Source organism: Streptomyces gardneri, assembly GCF_006539185.1.
GTDB classification, from domain to species: Bacteria; Actinomycetota; Actinomycetes; order Streptomycetales; family Streptomycetaceae; genus Streptomyces; species Streptomyces gardneri.
In genome coordinates, this window is record NZ_BJMN01000073.1 from 1 (window position 1) to 17,770 (window position 17,770).

The 17,770-nt window shown below is 73.4% G+C and carries 14 protein-coding genes; 4 read left to right on the forward strand and 10 right to left on the reverse strand.

Features of this window, described 5'->3' with window-relative positions:
- The 7 genes from SGA01_RS37535 to SGA01_RS37565 form a co-directional block, all read right to left on the reverse strand.
- Positions 1-682: adenosylhomocysteinase (locus tag SGA01_RS37535; protein WP_141302648.1), on the reverse strand; the 682-nt coding region annotated here is incomplete at its 3' end.
- Between the two features lie 355 nt (positions 683-1,037).
- Positions 1,038-2,006, reverse strand: coding sequence for a cation diffusion facilitator family transporter (locus SGA01_RS37540; RefSeq protein ID WP_141302650.1), 969 nt, complete (start codon positions 2,004-2,006; stop codon positions 1,038-1,040).
- 66 nt (positions 2,007-2,072) lie between these two features.
- Positions 2,073-3,224 carry a mannose-6-phosphate isomerase, class I gene (gene manA / locus SGA01_RS37545; protein ID WP_141302652.1) on the reverse strand — a complete coding sequence of 384 codons (1,152 nt, stop codon included), beginning with the start codon at positions 3,222-3,224 and terminating at the stop codon, positions 2,073-2,075.
- A 168-nt stretch (positions 3,225-3,392) separates the two neighbouring features.
- Positions 3,393-4,547: an SIS domain-containing protein gene (locus SGA01_RS37550; protein WP_141302654.1), complete on the reverse strand. Its 1,155-nt coding sequence runs from the start codon at positions 4,545-4,547 to the stop codon at positions 3,393-3,395.
- Positions 4,548-5,252: 705 nt separating this feature from the next.
- On the reverse strand, positions 5,253-5,435 hold the full coding sequence (locus SGA01_RS37555; protein ID WP_030221689.1) for a Trm112 family protein: 183 nt from the start codon (positions 5,433-5,435) through the stop codon (positions 5,253-5,255).
- A 117-nt stretch (positions 5,436-5,552) separates the two neighbouring features.
- Entirely contained in the window at positions 5,553-6,920 is a 1,368-nt protein-coding gene (locus SGA01_RS37560; RefSeq protein WP_141302656.1) for a phosphomannomutase/phosphoglucomutase, read from the reverse strand.
- A gap of 102 nt (positions 6,921-7,022) precedes the next feature.
- Complete coding sequence (locus tag SGA01_RS37565) at positions 7,023-7,457, reverse strand: DUF3499 domain-containing protein (protein ID WP_079037939.1); 435 nt, start codon at positions 7,455-7,457, stop codon at positions 7,023-7,025.
- A 288-nt stretch (positions 7,458-7,745) separates the two neighbouring features.
- Between SGA01_RS37565 and SGA01_RS37570 the strand changes: the two genes are divergently transcribed.
- Entirely contained in the window at positions 7,746-8,201 is a 456-nt protein-coding gene (locus SGA01_RS37570; RefSeq protein ID WP_141302682.1) for a metallopeptidase family protein, read from the forward strand.
- 122 nt (positions 8,202-8,323) lie between these two features.
- Here the strand turns inward: SGA01_RS37570 and SGA01_RS37575 are convergent, their stop codons facing one another.
- The 3 genes from SGA01_RS37575 to SGA01_RS37585 all read right to left on the reverse strand — a co-directional run bounded on the left by SGA01_RS37575 (position 8,324) and on the right by SGA01_RS37585 (position 14,236).
- Positions 8,324-9,865, reverse strand: coding sequence for a DUF5719 family protein (locus SGA01_RS37575; protein ID WP_141302658.1), 1,542 nt, complete (start codon positions 9,863-9,865; stop codon positions 8,324-8,326).
- On the reverse strand, positions 9,862-13,617 hold the full coding sequence (locus SGA01_RS37580) for a glycosyltransferase family 2 protein (protein ID WP_141302660.1): 3,756 nt from the start codon (positions 13,615-13,617) through the stop codon (positions 9,862-9,864). Before SGA01_RS37580 ends, SGA01_RS37575 begins: the two co-directional genes overlap by 4 nt.
- Before the next feature lie 355 nt (positions 13,618-13,972).
- Positions 13,973-14,236: a WhiB family transcriptional regulator gene (locus SGA01_RS37585; protein WP_015033978.1), complete on the reverse strand. Its 264-nt coding sequence runs from the start codon at positions 14,234-14,236 to the stop codon at positions 13,973-13,975.
- A 693-nt stretch (positions 14,237-14,929) separates the two neighbouring features.
- Between SGA01_RS37585 and SGA01_RS37590 the strand changes: the two genes are divergently transcribed.
- Genes SGA01_RS37590 through SGA01_RS37600 form a run of 3 tightly spaced genes read left to right on the forward strand, consistent with a single transcriptional unit; the run spans position 14,930 to position 17,737 of the window.
- Positions 14,930-15,439 carry a cysteine dioxygenase gene (locus SGA01_RS37590; RefSeq protein WP_141302662.1) on the forward strand — a complete coding sequence of 170 codons (510 nt, stop codon included), beginning with the start codon at positions 14,930-14,932 and terminating at the stop codon, positions 15,437-15,439.
- Positions 15,440-15,452: 13 nt separating this feature from the next.
- The gene (cofD, locus tag SGA01_RS37595) at positions 15,453-16,415 is read left to right on the forward strand and encodes a 2-phospho-L-lactate transferase (protein WP_141302664.1); all 963 of its coding nucleotides are present in this window, start codon (positions 15,453-15,455) and stop codon (positions 16,413-16,415) included.
- Complete coding sequence (locus SGA01_RS37600; RefSeq protein ID WP_055643151.1) at positions 16,412-17,737, forward strand: coenzyme F420-0:L-glutamate ligase; 1,326 nt, start codon at positions 16,412-16,414, stop codon at positions 17,735-17,737. Before cofD ends, SGA01_RS37600 begins: the two co-directional genes overlap by 4 nt.
- Positions 17,738-17,770 lie beyond the last annotated feature (33 nt).

The window sequence follows — 17,770 nt, forward strand, 5'->3', positions numbered from 1 at the left end:
CCGGGAAGAGGAGCGAGCCGTCGCGGTGCATCTCGTACAGGCGGTGGACGCCCGTCGTGGTCTCCTCGGTCACGCCGCGGATCTCGGACGCCAGCTGGGTCCACTTCTGCGGGTTCTCGGTGAGGGTGCGGTTGAGGAGACGGAGGATGTAGCCGTACTCCTCGCTGTCCGCGGTGGACGGGTCCGGGGCGGAGCCGGCCTTCTCGAACTCGACGCCCTTGTGGACGAGGAGGGTGGCGTCACCACCGTCGTCGAGGATCATGTTCGGGCCGCCGGTGGGCGTGTTCGGCCAGGTGAGGGCCTGCTCGGTGCACCACCAGTACTCCTCCAGGGTCTCGCCCTTCCAGGCGAAGACCGGGACGCCCTGGGGGTTCTCCGGGGTGCCGTTCGGGCCGACGGCGATGGCCGCGGCGGCGTGGTCCTGGGTGGAGAAGATGTTGCAGGAGGCCCAGCGGACCTCGGCGCCGAGCGCGACGAGCGTCTCGATGAGGACGGCGGTCTGCACGGTCATGTGCAGCGAGCCGGTGACGCGGGCGCCGGCGAGCGGCTGCTGCTCCGCGTATTCGCGGCGGATCGACATCAGGCCGGGCATCTCGTGCTCGGCGAGGGTGATCTCCTTGCGGCCGAAGACGGCCAGGGAGAGGTCGGCGACCTTGAAGTCCTGCTGGGCGGCAGTCGTCATGACTGTGCTGCTCCTCAAGTGATTCGGGTGCGAGGGTCGATTGAAGGCGCAGGGCACCACGGCAGGGCCCTGGGCACACGAATGCCCGGGGTTTCCACGGTGCCGTCGTCGGAGGCCCTCTCTCCCTCGGCCGGTCCGCTGGACCGCCCGACCGCCATCAGCAGCGACGTCTGGCTGATCTCGAATCTACACCGGACGGCGCTGCGGCTGCAGTCCGCATCGGAGGTAGGTCGGGCGGGATCCGGTCAGTACTGGCGGGTTCTGGCTTGATCGCCTCGGTGCGCACGAGGCCCCCGGGACCGAGAGGTCGCGGGGGCCTGGTGATGGCGGGATCTGCGGCGCCGCCGTGGTGGGCTCAGTGGGCGGCGGGGCCGCCCGGTGCCTTGGCCGGGTTCTCGCCGGCTGCGGCGGCCGACTCGCTGAAGATGTCCGGCTCCAGGTAGATCACGCGGGCGATCGGGACCGCCGCGCGGATGCGCTCCTCGGCGGCGTTGATTGCGTTCGCCACCTCGCTCGCCGTCTCGTCGTGGCGGACCGCGACCTTGGCCGCGACGAGGAGCTCCTCGGGACCGAGGTGGAGGGTGCGCATGTGGATGAGGCGGGTGACGGTGTCGCCGTCGACGACCGCCGCCTCGATCTTCTTGACCTCGTCGACACCGGCGGACTCGCCGAGGAGCAGCGACTTGGTCTCGGCCGCGAGCACGATCGCGATCACGATGAGCAGGACGCCGATGCAGAGGGTGCCGATGCCGTCCCAGACGCCGTCGCCGGTGGCGAGGGCGAGGCCGACGCCGCCGAGGGCGAGCACGAGGCCGACGAGGGCGCCGAGGTCTTCGAGGAGGACGACGGGGAGCTCGGGGGCCTTCGCCCTGCGGACGAAGTTCGTCCAGGAGAGGCCGCCGCGGATGGCGTTCGACTCCTTGATGGCCGTACGGAAGGAGAAGGACTCGGCGATGATCGCGAAGACGAGGACGCCGACCGGCCAGTACCAGGCCTCGATGGGGTGCGGGTGCTTGATCTTCTCGTAGCCCTCGTAGATGGCGAACATGCCACCGACGGAGAAGAGCACGATCGAGACGAGGAAGGCGTAGATGTAGCGCTCGCGGCCGTAGCCGAACGGGTGCTGCGGGGTCGCTTCGCGCTGGGCCTTCTTGCCGCCGAGGAGCAGCAGCCCCTGGTTGCCGGAGTCGGCGAGCGAGTGCACGCTCTCCGCGAGCATCGAGGACGACCCACTGAAGATAAACGCCACGAACTTGGCTACGGCGATCGCGAGGTTGGCGGCGAGTGCCGCCACGATCGCCTTGGTTCCGCCTGACGCGCTCATGGGTGTACGAGGTCCCTTCGTCGGTGCTCCGGCTCTTTCGCCGCGGTTCGGCCGGTCATTCTCGCATCAGGCAACGACGGTGGCGCGAAAGACCGTACCCGCACCGGACAGTTCGGTCTTCTCGCCCGCCGGGACGAAGACGGACTCACCGGGGGCGAGGGTGACCTCGCCGGCCTTCGGGCGGCCCGCGACGGAGAGCAGGATCTGCGGGGTCGGGGCGGTGACGTCGCTCGGGGCGGCTCCCTCGGCCCGTACGAAACGGGAGAGGCGGAACTCGTCGATCGGGGTGTCGTAGACCTCCTCCCCGGAGGGGGAGGCCTCGGGGCGCAGTACGGCGGGGTCGTTCGACTCGAAGCGGACGACCCGCAGGAGTTCGGCGACGTCGACGTGCTTGGGGGTGAGGCCGCAGCGCAGCACGTTGTCGGAGTTGGCCATGATCTCGACGCCCATGCCGTCGAAGTAGGCGTGCGGCACCCCCGCGCCCAGGTAGAGCGCCTCGCCCGGCTGGAGCCGGACGTGGTTGAGGAGCATGGCGGCGATGACTCCGGGGTCGCCGGGGAAGTGGTGCGCGAGGTCGGCGAAGGGCGCGTGGTCGCCGCCCAGTCGGTCCGCGGCGGCCGCCGCCTCGGCGACGGTGTGCGCCATCTCCTCGCGGTCGGCCGTCAGCAGGGCCGTCAGGACCTCGCGCAGCGCCGCCTCTTCGGGGTGGGCGTGGAGGAGGTCCACGTACGGCTTGAGGGAGTCGACGCCCAGGGCCGCGATGAGGTCGGCGGCCGCGGTGGGGGCGCGGAAACCGCACAGTCCCTCGAAGGGGGTGAGGGCGCAGATCAGCTCGGGCTTGTGGTTCGCGTCCTTGTAGGTGCGGTGCGGGGCATCGACCGGGATGCCCGCGGCCTCCTCCGCGGCGAAGCCCGCGCGGGCCTGGTCGAGGTCGGGGTGGACCTGGAGGGAGAGCGGGGCGCCCGCGGCGAGCACCTTGAGCAGGAAGGGGAGGCGCGGGCCGAACTTCTCCACGGCGGGCTTGCCCAGTTCGCGTACCGGGTCGGCGGCGACGACCTCGTTGAGCGGGCCGCGCTCGGTGCGGGAGGGGGCGCCGGGATGGGCGCCCATCCACATCTCGGCCTGGGGCTCGCCGGTGGGGGCGACGCCGAGGAGTTCGGGGATGGCCGTCGGGGATCCCCAGGCGTAGGGGCGGACGGTGTTGACGAGGCGGTCCATGATGCCTGCCAGCTCCTCGGAGTCGTGACGGATGGTGAGGGGTGTCGGATGACAGGTGACAGGGGGCGGGTGACGGGTGGGTGACCGGGCGGGGGGCCGGGTGGTGACGGGGTGATGGACGCGGTGGGTGTGGGAGGGGTTGCGGGTGGGGCCGTGTGATGTGGACGGTCAGTGGGTGCCGTGGTCCGGGCGGCCCGGGGTCGCCAGGGCGAGGTAGACGGCGGCGAAGTCGGTCACGGCGAGCAGTTCGGCCAGGGTTTCGAGGTCGCCGCCCTCCTCCGGCTCCAGTTCGCTGATCGCCGTCTCGTGGCCGAGGGCCAGCTCCCTCGCCGCCGGGGCCGCGGTCAGGCCGCCCGGCTTGTCGCGCAGCAGGACGACCCTGGCGCGCAGCGCCTGCGACTCCTCCACCCGGTCACGGAAGAAGTCCTCGGGGTCCGCGCCCGCCGCGTAGTCACCCGCGAGGAGCACGCCGTGCGCGGGCAGGGCCTCCGGGAGTTCCGCGGCGAGCGCGGGCAGGCCGGCGAGCTCGGCCAGGACGCTCGCGAAGCGGCGGCCGGCGGGGCCCGCGGCGCTGCCCTCGGTCCAGATCAGCGGGAGCGAGTCGGCCAGTTCGGCCGCGAGCGTCTTGGCCGGGTTGCTGTACGTGGCGATGGCGGGGCCGCAGCGTTCGGCCGTCCGGTCGAGACGGTCGGCGACCTTCTCCAGGGCCTCCGGCGGCGCGTCGACCAGGCCGACGCGGTCGAGGAGGGCGAGCAGCGGGGTGAACAGGGCCCACAGGGCGCCCGGGCTCGCGGCGAGGCTCTCCGCGTACTCGTCAGGCGACTCGTTCGGGGCGGTGGCCATCGGGACGAACAGGCCGTGCGAGCCGCCGACCGCCTCGGCGAGCGGGGAGGCCTTGGGGGCGACGGCGACGACCGTGATGCCGCGGCGGTACGCCTGCTCGGCGAGGAGCGCGAGGCCGGGTTCCGAGCCGTCCGTGGTGGGCAGCAGGAGCAGGTCGACCGAGCCCGCCCAGCCGGGCAGGGCCCAGCGCAGGGCGCCCGCCGCGGGCGCGACGCCGGTCGGCTGGAGCCGTACGACGGGGGCCGAGGCTCCCGCGAGGGCGCCGATCAGGTCCGCGACGCCCGCGGCCGCGGTGCCGGGGCCCGCCACCAGGACCGCGCGGGGGCGGCCCTCTGGGTGCAGATCGGCGATGCCCGCCTCGCTCGCGTGGCGGGCGGCCGTCCGTACCCGGGCTCCTGCTTCGGCTGCGCCGCGCAGGAGGCCGCGGCGGTCGGCCAGGGCGAGGGCGTCCGGTGCGTCGAGGAGGGTCTCGTCGAGCATGTGGCGGTGCCTCCCGGGTGGGGCGGAATGGTGGTGTGCGGGATGGGGGCGGGTCCTGGCGGTGCGCCCTGTCTATGGCAGGGCTTGTGTGGTCCTGCTATGGCAGGGCTTGTGTGTTCCCGCCCGTACTCGTGCGGCTGGGTCGACAGAGGTGCGGGCCGTCATGGGGGTGGTACCCGCCATCGGCGACGAACCCTCCGGAGACGGCGAACCGTCCGGAGACGGCGGTCGGGCCGGGCGGCGACGGCGGGTGTGCGGTCGGATCGCCTCGGCGCCAGTGCCGTGGGCGTGTGCCGCCGCGGGGGGTGAATGCGGGGCTGCTCCCTGCCGGGTCGCGATGGCCGAGTGGGTGGGGCTCGCGGTGACCGCAGGGCGTCCTGGGCGGGGTGGCACGTCGCGGTGGCTCGGCGCGGGCGGCGCCGTGTGACACCTCCGGCAGGCCGACCCGGCACGGCCCTCCCGGCCGGGCGGCACCGGCAGGCGTCGCAGGCCGGGCTGTACCGCGGGGCGGTGGTGGAGCCTCGGGGCCGGGAGCGCCGCGAGCCGTCCCGCGTCGGGGGGCGTCACGAGAGGGCGCGAGCGGGGAGGTACCGCTGGGCCTCCCGCTCCGGGTGGCGTCACAGCGCTTCCCGCCCCGGGCGGTGCCGCTGAGTGGGCCGCGTCGGGGCGGGGTGGATCGGGGCTCGGGTGGGAGAGCACCGTGGGTCAGGCCGGGCGGCGGGCCTCGTCGGTGAGGAGGACCGGGATGCCGTCGCGGACCGGGTACGCGAGGCCGCAGTCCGTGCCGGTGCAGACCAGTTCGGGGGTCTCGTCCGCCGTGCGGTCGTTCAGCGGAGCGTGGCACGCGGGGCAGGCCAGGATCTCCAGGAGGCCGGCTTCGAGCGGCATGGGGTGTCCCTTCGAACAAACGGTGGTGGTGCTGCCCTTCGGGCCAGGTCAGCCTACCGCCGGGGAACGGGGGGCGCGGCTCGGTGGCCGGTCCCTCCGTCCCCCGGCGGGGTGATGTCAGCCGGTCGCGCGGACCAGGGCCAGGACCTCGTCGCGGATCTTGGTCATGGTGGCCTCGTCGCGGGCCTCGACGTTGAGGCGGAGCAGCGGCTCGGTGTTGGAGGCGCGGAGGTTGAACCACCAGTCGGCGGAGGTGACGGTGAGGCCGTCGAGGTCGTCGAAGGTGACCCCGTCGACGGCGGCGTACGTCGCCTTGACCTTCGCCGTGCTGGCCGTCTGGTCGGCGACCGTGGAGTTGATCTCGCCCGAGGAGGCGTAGCGGTCGTAGACGGAGACCAGGTCGGACAGCGTGCCGTCCTGGCCGCCGAGGGCCGCCAGGACGTGGAGCGCGGCGAGCATGCCCGTGTCCGCGTTCCAGAAGTCCTTGAAGTAGTAGTGCGCCGAGTGCTCGCCACCGAAGATGGCGCCGGTCTTGGCCATCTCCTCCTTGATGAAGGAGTGGCCGACGCGGGTGCGGACGGGGGCGCCGCCGTGCTCGCGGACGACCTCGGGCACGGACCAGGAGGTGATCAGGTTGTGGATGATCGTTCCGCCGGGGTTCTTGGCGAGTTCGCGGGCGGCGACGAGGGCCGTGATCGCGGACGGGGAGACCGGCTCGCCGCGCTCGTCGACGACGAAGCAGCGGTCGGCGTCGCCGTCGAAGGCGAGGCCGAGGTCGGCGCCCTCGGCGAGGACGCGGGCCTGCAGGTCGACGATGTTCTTCGGGTCGAGCGGGTTGGCCTCGTGGTTCGGGAAGGTGCCGTCGAGCTCGAAGTACATGGGGACGGTGTCGAGCGGGAGGCCCTCGAAGACGGTGGGGACGGTGTGGCCGCCCATGCCGTTGCCCGCGTCGACGACGACCTTCAGCGGGCGGATGCCGGTGAGGTCGACCAGGCCCTTGAGGTGGGCGGCGTAGTCGTCGAGGGTCTCGCGCTCGGTGATCGTGCCGGGGGTGGCGGCGGCCTCCGGGGCGCCGGTCTCCGTCCACTCCTCGGCGAGGGCGCGGATGTCGGCGAGGCCGGTGTCCTGGCCCACGGGAGCGGCGCCCGCGCGGCACATCTTGATGCCGTTGTACTGGGCCGGGTTGTGGGAGGCCGTGAACATCGCGCCCGGCAGACCGAGGCTGCCCGAGGCGAAGTACAGCTGGTCGGTGGAGCAGAGCCCGATGAGGGTGACGTCGGCGCCGAGGCGGGCCGCGCCACGCGCGAAGGCGGCCGAGAGGCCGGGCGACGAGGGGCGCATGTCGTGGCCGACGACGATCGCGTCCGCGTCCGTCACCCGTACGAAGGCGGCGCCGAAGAGCTCGGCGAGCTTCTCGTCCCACTGGTCCGGTACCACTCCGCGGACGTCGTACGCCTTCACGATCTGCGACAGATCGGCAGTCACGGATCCACCCTCCTGAGTTCTCGGCACGCGTGTGCGGCGCGTGTAGGAACGCCAAAACTACCCGGAGCGGATCGGGGGTACGCGGACGGTGGCCGGTTGGCGTCAGTTGTCGGGCGAACGGAGCACCCTGAGGTGCCCGCGGCGGCCGACCTCCATGGGGTCTCCGCCTCGGCCTCCGCCGCCCTTGCCGCCGGCCTCGGCCGCGCGCTCGTGGGGGCGGGCCGCTTCCCGTACCGCGTTGGCCAGGGCTTCGAGGTCGTCACCGCTGGGGCGGGCGGGGGCGGAACCGTCGGTGAGCCGCACCACCTCCCAGCCGCGTGGCGCGGTGAGGCGCTCGCTGTGCTCGGCGCACAGGTCGTAGCAGTGGGGCTCGGCGTAGGTGGCGAGCGGGCCGAGGACCGCAGTCGAGTCGGCATAGACGTACGTCAGTGTCGCGACGGCAGGGCGGCCGCACGCAGTGCGCGAACAGCGACGTACAGGGCTCACGACGTTGGACGGTACCGCACTCTTGACCGGGCCGCGACGACTCTCCCTCAGGTCACTCCCCCGTGTCGCGCTGTGACCTCCGACACCCCCGTTCGTGTCGCGGCGGCGCTGACCTGCGCGGGAGGGGGCCCACGGCGAGAGGGGCAGGAGGCGATCCGGACAGTCGGGGATACAAATCCGGTCAACCACGGCCAGATGGCCGATCGCGACACGCTGTCGATTCAGGCGCGCGGGCGGTCGGAATGTTCAGGTTTCGACAGTCGGGGTGGTCGCTCGGGGAAACGTGGCGAGGATCCGCCACGGTGCGGAAACACCGAGGAGGGTTACGCTGCGTCAGTGATGGACAGTCCTGTGCCGCCGAACTCCTCGCACCCCTCCACGGAGCCCCCGGCGGAGCCTCGGGTCCGCCGCCGCGACCGTCACGGGCGCGGGATGCGGGGGCCCGTCGCCCCGCCCCAGGTGCCGCTCTCCACGAGTCGGGCCGACACCTTCCGCGATCTGGTGCTGGACTCGGTCGAGCGCCTCGAACGGCACTGGCCGCAGCTGGCCGACATCGAGTTCCTCGTGATGGAGGTGCCACCGCCCGTCTCGGAGGAGACGGTGCCGCTCGGCGGTTCGGCGCCCGCCGAGAAGGGCGAGCCCGCCCGGGTCGTCGTCTACCGGCGGCCGGTCGAGATCCGCTCGAAGAGCCGCGACGAGCGCGCGCTGCTCGTCCACGAGGTGGTCGTGGAGCAGGTCGCCGAGCTCCTCGGGCTCTCCCCCGAGTCGGTCGACCCCCGGTACGGGCAGGACTGACCTCCGGTACGGGCCGGGCCGTCCCCGCGTACGAGCAGGGGCGGACACCACGTACGGGCAGGGACGGACACCACGTACGGGCAGGGCGGACCCCCGCGGTACGGGGGCGCCGCCCGCCCGGCTCAGTCTCCGAGGACCTTGAGGTCCTGGCGTGCCGAGGGGACCTCGACCGTGCCCCGGTCGTCGACGAGCGGCTGGACCGTGAACATCTGGACGCCGTCCTCCGGCACCGCGAGCGTCCGTGACGCGTACACCTTGCCGCCCGAGACCGGTTCCACGGTGAGCGCGTACGCGCCCTTGACGCCCCCGGGGACCAGGTCGGTCAGCGCCGTCGTCGTCCCCGCCTTGACGGTGACCGTCTTCGACGTCGGCGTCCCTCCCTGGGAGCCCGCCGAGGCCGTGACCTTGACCTGGGCGTCGGAGCCGGTCGCCGTGAGGGCGAGCGTCGAGGCCTTGGCGCGGTTGTCCGCCACGGTCGCGCGGGCGGAGATCGCCGCGGTCGCCGGGAGGAACGCGGTCTCGGCGCTCTCGCCCTTGCCGCGGACCACCTGGAGGGCGGCCACCACCGGGGTCGGCTTCTTCGGGTCGCTCGGGGTGAGCAGCAGGGAGCCCGCCTGGCCGCGGGTGAGGCCCGGCAGTATGACGGCGGCCGTCATCCCGGACTTCACGTGCAGGGTGCCGCCGCCCGCGCCGGCGGGGACGATCGTGCCCGTCGGGGTGGCCAGCTGGATCTTGAGGTCGGCGTCGTCGTCGCCGGGGACGAAGGCCACGAGCCGTACGGAGGTCGCGTCGGCCGGGATGCCGGGGAGCACCGCGCTGCTCGCCGGGTCCGCCGCGGCGGCGAGCCAGTCGCTGCCGAGCTTGTCGTCGGCCGCGCCGATCGCCGCGCCGACGCGCCCGCTGCGGGTGGTGACGTGGACGGTGACGTCCCGCTGGGCGGCCTCGCCGGTGAGGGTGGAGAGCAGGACCGGGACCGTGGAGCGGGGAGGCACCGGGATGCCCTCGGTGAACTGGGACTTGAGGACGCCCTCGGGGCCGTACAGCTCGATGTCGGCGACGGCTGCCGTGTCGTCCGGGTTGGTGAGGTGGACGTAGTCCTGGCGCTCCTTGGCGGTGGAGGCCGCCGGGAACCAGAAGTCGGTGTCGGGGGCGCCGCATGTGAGACCGAGGAGGCCGCGGGCGCCGCCCGCCGTGACGACGGTGGTCTGCTGGACCGTCCAGCCGGGGGCCAGAGTGCCGGTCGCCGAGCCGGTGAGGGCGGGTGCCGCCGCGCCGTTCGCCTCTGCCGTCACCGGCTTGCCGGGGGCGGTGACGGTCGCGGGGGCCTTCGGCGCCTTGGACTTCTTGCCGCCGCCCGAGCCGCCGCCGCGGGTCGTCCCGCTCGCCGCCGGCAGCAGCCGGGCCGTGGGCTGTTCCGCCTTGGTGGAGGCGCCCGCGGTGCTCGTGCCCGCCGAGCCCGCCGGGGTGTACGAGGTGTAGACGGTCTCGGCCACCTCGGAGGTGCTCGGGACCGGGCAGGCCAGGCCCGCGCGCTCCACCGGCAGGCGGGTGGGGGCCTTGGCCACGGGGGCCGCCGTGCCGTCCTGGGTGGTCAGGCTCGCGAAGCCGGTGACGGCCGCGAGGGCCGTCGCGACCGCGATCAGGGAGAGGGTCGTGCGCTTCACTGGTTGCTGCTCCCGTCGGGACGCTGCTCGGTCTCGTGGCCCTGGGGGTACTCGTAGCCGTAGGCGTACGGGTCGTACGGCTGCTGCGGCTGCTGCTGCTGCTCGTACGGGGCCTGCGGGTCGTACTGCTGCTGCTCGTAGCCCTGGACCTCGTACTGCTGGGGCTGCTGCTCGTAGCCCTGCTGGGGGTACGCGTACGGCTGCTGCTGCTGGTACGGGTCCGCCGCGTACTCCTGGTAGTAGCCCTGGTCCGCGTACGGCTGGGCGTGCGTCGCGTCCTGCGCCCCGCCCTGGTCCTGCGGCTGGGCGGCCTGGGCGTAGGCCGGGTCGTACCCGGCGCCGTCCCAGGACTGCTCCTGGACGGCCTGCTCCTGCGCCTGGTCCGCGCGCTCGTACGCCTGCTGTTCCGGGATCGGGACCGGGGCCGGGGCGTGCTCCTGGTCCGGGGACCCGATCGCGGCGCCCTCGGCACCCTCCGCCTCCGCCGCGGCGCGGAGGCGGCGCGCGCGTCGGCCGTCGCCGTCGGTCGCCTGCGCGGGGATCGCCAGCTCCTCCTCGGGCAGGTCGTCGTCGATCTCGCGGCGGCGGCCCGGCAGGGCGAGGACGAGCAGGACGACGGCGAGGCCGACCTGGGTCCAGGTCCACACGGTGCGGGTGAGCGGCTGGTCGTAGGTGAGGTCGAGGCGGCCGCCCTGGGCGGGGAGCTCGAAGCCCTGGGCCCAGCCGTCGACGGTGGTCCTCGTCAGCTCCTTGCCGTCGAGGGTCGCGGTCCAGCCCTCGTCCGCGCGGTCGGCGATCCGCAGGACGCGGCCGGCGGGGCCGGTCGGGATCTCGGTGTGCGCCTCGACGGGGCCCGCGGCGACGGCGACCGGCTTGGCGGCCCCCTCCTTGGCTCCGTCCTCCGCCTCGGCCTCCGCTCCGGCCTTCGGCGCGGGCGGGACGATCATGATCCGGGCGATATCGCGGTCCACGCGCCAGAGCGCGCTGCCGTCGAGCTGGCTGAGGCGGCTGAGGCCGGGGGTCGCGTCGAGGACGCGGCCCATCTGGCGCGGCGCCCCGTCCCGTACGAGGACGTAGCGGATCGCGTAGCCGCTGAGTTCCTGGGTCTGGTCGGCGCCGGAGCCGGCCACGAGGTGGGCGACGACCTCGTCGAGGCGGGGGTCGGTCTCGGCCGCCTCCGACAGTTCGCCGTCACCGAGGCGGGCGCCGGAGCCGCGGACCAGGGTGTACGTGACCTCGCCGGGCGAGGTGCCGCCGAGGACGAGGGTGCGGGGCTGGTCGCGGGTGCCGCTCTCCTCGGCGACGAAGGCCGGGACCTGGACCGGGTCGCGCCTGGTCAGCGGGCCGTCCGCGCCGCCGATCATCCAGCCCGCGGCGGCGACGGCCGGGCCGACGGCGCAGGCGAGCGCGATGAGGGCCGCGACGGGCTGGCGCCAGCCGAAGCCGTGGGCCGCGACGCGGGTGCGTCCGCCCTCGGCGCCGATCATGCCCGCGGCGATGAGGGCCGCGCCGTAGACGAGCGTCGCGGGACCGGCCCAGCCTGTGCCGTCCGCTCCGTTGGAGAGGACCGCGAGGAGCAGCCCCGCGAGGGCTGCCGCCCAGGCCGCGAGGACCGCGAACCTGCGCTCCTCGTGCAGGAGGCCGGCCAGGGCCGCGAGGACGAGGCCGATCAGGAGGAGGCCGCCTGTCGTGCCGGGTCCGCCCGGGCTCGTCGCGAGCAGGTCGAGCGCGGTGGCCGTGCCCGTGCGGACGTCGAGACCGGCCTCGCGCAGGAAGGCCGCGGGCTCGGTGAGCAGAGAGAGCGACCAGGGCGCGAGGGCGAGGATCGGGGTGGCGACCGCCGCGAGGAAGCGGAGCCCGTACGCGGTGATGTCGGAGCGGTGGACGACGAGGACGCCGAGGCCGAGGAGGACCGCGAGCGGCCACACGATCGGGGTGAACGCCGTCGCGAAGGTCAGCAGGAAGGCGTAGGCCCAGGTCGCGCGCCAGCTGCCGCGGTCGGGCCGGTTGAAGCCGTGGGCCGAGACCGCCGCGCGGGCGATCAGCGGAAGCAGGATCGCGAGGACCGCCGTGCCGAGCCGGCCGGTCGCGAGGGCGCCGGTCGCCGCCGGCAGGAACGCGTACGCGACGGCGCCCCAGGCGCGCAGGAGCCGGGACTCGACGATCGGTCGGGCCGCGAAGTACGCGGTGAAGCCCGCCAGCGGGACCGAGCAGACGAGCAGCACGGTCAGCGCTGTCGAGGTGGAGCCGAGGAACAGCGCGGAGAGCGCGGCCAGTACGGCGAGGTAGGGCGGGGCCGTCTGGGTACCGCCCGTACCGATCGCGTGCCAGGCGTCGGCGTACTTCGACCAGAGACCGGAGACCGTGTCGGGGGCCGGCAGCAGGGCACCGCCCGCCAGCGAGCCGCCCGCGAAGAGGTTGCGGCAGGCGACGAGGGAGATGAGGAGCAGGAGGCCGAAGAGGACCGGGCCCGGCTTGCGGGCGATCTTCTTGAGCCGGGCGAACTGCTCGATCTCCAGGAAGTCGGCGTCGTCGCCGCCGGGTCCCGACTCGACGACGCCGTGCCGGGAGCCACCGGCGTCCGCCTCGGTGCCGCCGACGTTCGCCGCGAGCTGTTCGACGGCCGCGCGGACCGTCGCGCCGGGCGGCGGGAAGAGCGGGCGGAGTTCGCTCGCCACGACCGCCGCGTTCTTGCGCCGCTTGCGGGCGGCGAGGATCTTCTCGGGCCGCAGGAGGGTCGCGAGGAGGCCCGTGACCTCGTCGACCGCCTGACCGGGCACCTTGCCGACGAGCGAGGCGAGGGTGCGGACCAGGGTGCTCAGGACGAGTCGTACGAGGACGTACGGAAGGGCTCTGCCGCGGGTGTTGGCCAGGAGCGCGTAGACGGCGCCCGCCTTGTCGACGCGGTGCGGGCTCGCTGCCGTGCGGCCCGCGCAGTCGACCGTGCGGCGCTCGCGGGCGGACGCCTCGGCGTGCCGGAGGACCGCGTCGGGGGCGACGAGGACGCGGTGGCCCGCGGAGTGGGCGCGCCAGCAGAGGTCGACGTCGTCGCGCATGAGGGGCAGGCGGCGGTCGAAGCCGCCGAGCTCCTCGAAGACGTCGCGGCGGATGAGCATGCCGGCGGTGGAGACGGAGAGGACGGGGCGGATCTGGTCGTGCTGGCCCTGGTCCTGCTCGCGCCGGTCGAGTCCGGTCCAGCGGCGGCCGCTGTGGGCGATGGAGACGCCGACTTCGAGGAGCTGCTTCCGGTCGTACCAGCCGCGCAGTTTGGGGCCGATGACGGCGGCGTACGCGTCCGAGTCGGCGACGCGCAGGAGTTCGGTGAGGGCGCCGGGTTCGGGCGCGCAGTCGTCGTGGAGGAGCCAGAGCCACTGGACCGGTTCGCCGTGCGGGAGTTCGGGGAGGTCGTAGGCGTCGTCGTCCCACGTCCGGCTGACGGGGTCCCAGCCGCTGGGGCGCTTCAGGTACGGCAGGTCCTCGGGTCCGAGGGCGGGGGCCGTGCGGGCGGCCTCCTCGACGGCGGTGCCGAAGCCGGTGCGGCGCGCGAGGTGCAGGACGCGGTCGGCGCCGATGGCGTCGGCGACGAGGCGTGCCGATTCGTCGGCGCTGCCGGTGTCGGCTGCGACCACGTTCTGCACGGGGCGCTCCTGGGCGAGCAGCCCGGCGAGGGCGTCCGGCAGCCAGCGGGCACCGTCGTGGGTGACGAGCACGGCGGTGACGACGTGTCGCGGAAACTCAGGAGTTGAGGACATCGAGCTACGGGCCCTCCGGCCGGGGTCGCCCGCGGGGGGCGTGGGGTGCGTCTCGGACGGAGGCCCACACTAACGGCTGCGCGCGGGGCGGTCCGCTCCTGTGGACGACGGCCTGTGGACAACGGCGGTGGACAGAGCACGCAGAACGGTCCGCCGCCTGTGGACGGAGCACAGGGGGCGGACCGTTCGTCATGTCCTGGTGTGCGCGCTTCGGCGCGCGGGGCCCGGAAGGCTTCGGGAGCCGTTCCGTGGCCGGGGTCGGGCGGGTGGCCCGGGGGCCGGTTCGGGCGCTTGGTCCCGGCCGTGACCGGCGGGACGCCCCTGGGGCGTGCCCGGCCTGATCGGCGAGACGCCCTCAGACCGCGGCCTTCTTCAGGCGGCGGCGCTCGCGCTCGGAGAGGCCGCCCCAGATGCCGAACCGCTCGTCGTTCTGCAGGGCGTATTCGAGGCACTCGGAGCGGACTTCACAGGCGAGGCAGACCTTCTTGGCCTCGCGGGTCGAGCCGCCCTTCTCGGGGAAGAAGGACTCGGGATCGGTCTGGGCGCACAGCGCGCGCTCCTGCCAGCCGAGTTCCTCGTCCGCGTCCTCGACCAGCAGTTCCTGGAACAACTCGGTCATGTGCGCCCCTCGTCTGTTCTGTGCGTCCCCGTGATGTGGCCGTTGCCGAACCCGGCCGAACGACACGAGTGAAATTACAAGTTCGTGCTCTGTGCGAGTCAAGCCGAGATCTGCTATTGGGCCTCGTATTCACTCTGCGGAACCAAGCCTATGCGGAAAGTGTTCAAATCACCAAAAAACGTGACACATGCCACCGGCCTGGCCGTACCGCACAGGCCCCTCGCAAGGAAGGACGTCCGAGACTTGGATCTTGTTGCGATCCAGCCATGGAAGCGATCCGGATCACATGTCGATCACGGAGAGTGACGGGCGGGCCGAGGGCTCACCACGTGGCGCCGCCATGTTTACGGGCACGGTTGAAGCGCCATCTCTCCTGGTCCGCACCTGAACAAACCTTTCTCCGGGCACTGTAACCGGATGAGGTGAAACATTACCGCCAAATCGGGCATTGGGTTGACAGTCGGGTCCCCTTCCCGCCACCTTTGGTGGCATGCCAGCGACCACTGCGACCGCCGCGACCCACGCCCGTGGGTTCCGCCGCGCTGTCCAGGTCGACTGTTGCTGTTGTTGTTCCAGCTGTTGATGCCGTAGAGCTCCAGCTTCCTCCCTCCAGCGTCACCCAGCGTCACCTTCGCGTCACCCTTTCTTCGCGACCCCCACCGCTTCTGTTTCTGCTGAGGAACCTCCCCACCCATGAACATGGACAGCGACCTTCAGATCGCCGGCGACATCCTCGAGGTCCCGCACCTCCTCCAGCCCGAGCGCGCCCACCCCGTCACGGTGGCCGAGTTCGCCGGGCTCGCGCGCTCCATCGCCGACGACCGCTCCCAGTGGGCCCCGTACATCGAGTACGACGCCACGACCCGCTGGTACCACCGGCTCCGCACCGGCCCCGGCTACGAGGTGTGGCTCCTCTCCTGGGTGCCGGGCCAGGGCAGCGGGCTCCACGACCACGGCGTCTCCTCCGGCGTCCTGACCGTCCTGGAGGGCGAGTTGACGGAGCGGACGGACAGGGGCGTACGAACGCTCGGCGGCGGCGCGCAGCGCGTGTTCGCGCCGGGGTACGTCCACGAGGTCGTCAACGACTCCCTCGAACCGGCCGTCAGCCTGCACGTCTACTTCCCCGGCCTCACCGAGATGCCGATGCACGAGTCCGTTCAGGCCCAGTGCGCCCCGACCGCCCACGGTGTCGTCCTCGCCTGACAGACTGATCCACATGCGCATTGTGGTTCTGGCCGGTGGCATCGGTGGTGCCCGCTTCCTTCGCGGCCTCAAGCAGGCCGCGCCGGACGCGGAGATCACGGTCGTCGGCAACACCGGTGACGACATCCATCTCTTCGGGCTGAAGGTCTGCCCCGACCTGGACACGGTGATGTACACCCTCGGCGGTGGCATCAACGAGGAACAGGGCTGGGGCCGCCTCGACGAGTCCTTCACGGTCAAGGAGGAGCTCGCGGCGTACGGCGTCGGACCCGAGTGGTTCGGCCTCGGCGACCGGGACTTCGCGACCCACATCGTCCGTACGCAGATGCTCGGCGCGGGCTTCCCGCTGAGCGCCGTCACCGAGGCGCTGTGCGCCCGCTGGCAGCCGGGCGTGCGGCTGCTCCCGATGTCCGACGACCGCGTCGAGACGCACGTCGCGATCGAGGTCGACGGCGAGCAGAAGGCCGTGCACTTCCAGGAGTACTGGGTGAAGCTGCGCGCCTCCGTGGACGCGAAGGCCGTCGTGCCGGTCGGCGCGGAGGCGGCGAAGCCCGCGCCGGGCGTCCTGGACGCGATCGCCGAGGCGGACGTCGTGCTCTTCCCGCCGTCCAACCCCGTGGTGAGCGTCGGGACGATCCTGGCCGTGCCCGGGATCCGCGAGGCGATCGTCGCGGCCGCGGCCTCCGGGACGCCGGTCGTGGGCCTCTCCCCCATCGTCGGGGACGCGCCCGTGCGGGGCATGGCCGACAAGGTCCTCGCCGCGGTGGGCGTGGAGTCCACCGCGACCGCGGTGGCCCTGCACTACGGCTCCGAACTCCTCGGCGGCTGGCTCGTGGACACCGTGGACGCCGGCGCCGTGACGGACGTCGAGGCCGCGGGCATCCGCTGCCGGGCCGTGCCGCTGATGATGACGGACGTGGAGGCGACGGCCGCGATGGCGCGTGAGGCGCTGGCGCTGGCCGAGGAGCTGCGATGACGTCTCCGGCCGAGACGGCGCCGGAGGCTCCCTCGTACCGCGTCTGGGCGTTGGGCGGGCTGCCCGAGGTGGCCGCCGGGGACGATCTGGCCAAGCTGATCGCCTCCGCCTCGCCCGGGCTCGTCGACGGGGACGTCCTCCTCGTCACGTCCAAGATCGTGAGCAAGGCCGAGGGGCGGGTGATCGCCGCCGACGACCGCGAGAAGGCGATAGACGCCGAGACGGTACGGGTGGTGGCGCGGCGCGGCACCCTGCGGATCGTCGAGAACCGGCAGGGGCTCGTCATGGCCGCCGCCGGGGTCGACGCCTCCAACACCCCATCCGGGACCGTGCTGTTGCTGCCGGAGGACCCCGACGCCTCGGCGCGGCGCATCCGTTCGGGGCTGCGGGACACGCTCGGCGTCGATGTCGGGGTCGTCGTCACGGACACCTTCGGGCGGCCCTGGCGCACCGGTCTCACCGATGTCGCGATCGGCGCGGCCGGGGTGCGGGTCCTCGACGACCTGCGCGGCGGGACCGACGCGTACGGCAATCCGCTGAGCGCGACCGTGGTCGCCACCGCCGACGAACTCGCCGCCGCGGGCGACCTGGTGAAGGGCAAGGCCGAGGGGCTGCCGGTCGCCGTCGTCCGCGGCCTGCCGCACGTCGTGGCCGGGGACGAGGAGCCGGGGGCGCGGGAACTCGTGCGCGTCGCCGCCGACGACATGTTCCGGCTGGGGACGTCGGAGGCCGTACGGGAGGCGGTGACGCTGCGGCGGACCGTACGGGAGTTCACGGACGAGCCCGTCGACCCGGGCGCGGTCCGGCGTGCGGTCGCCGCGGCCGTGACGGCGCCGGCCCCGCACCACACCACGCCCTGGCGGTTCGTCCTGCTCGAGTCGCCGGAGTCGCGGACGCGACTGCTCGACGCGATGCGGGACGCGTGGATCGCGGATCTGCGGCGGGACGGGAAGTCCGAGGAGTCGGTGGCCAAGCGGGTGCGGCGCGGGGACGTCCTGCGCAACGCGCCCTACCTGGCCGTGCCCTGCCTCGTGACGGACGGGGCCCACCACTACGGCGACCCGCGGCGGGACGCGGCCGAGCGCGAGATGTTCGTGGTCGCGGCCGGCGCTGGCGTACAGAACTTCCTGGTGGCGCTCGCGGGTGAGCGGCTCGGCTCGGCGTGGGTGTCGTCGACGATGTTCTGCCGGGACGTCGTACGGGAGGTCCTCGGGCTGCCGGAGGGCTGGGACCCGATGGGCGCGGTGGCGATCGGGCACGCGGCGGCTCCGCCCAAGGAGCGGCCGGGGCGGATCGCGGCGGACTTCTTCGAGGTGCGCTGAGTCTGTGCCGCGAACGCTGAGTGTGTTCTCGGG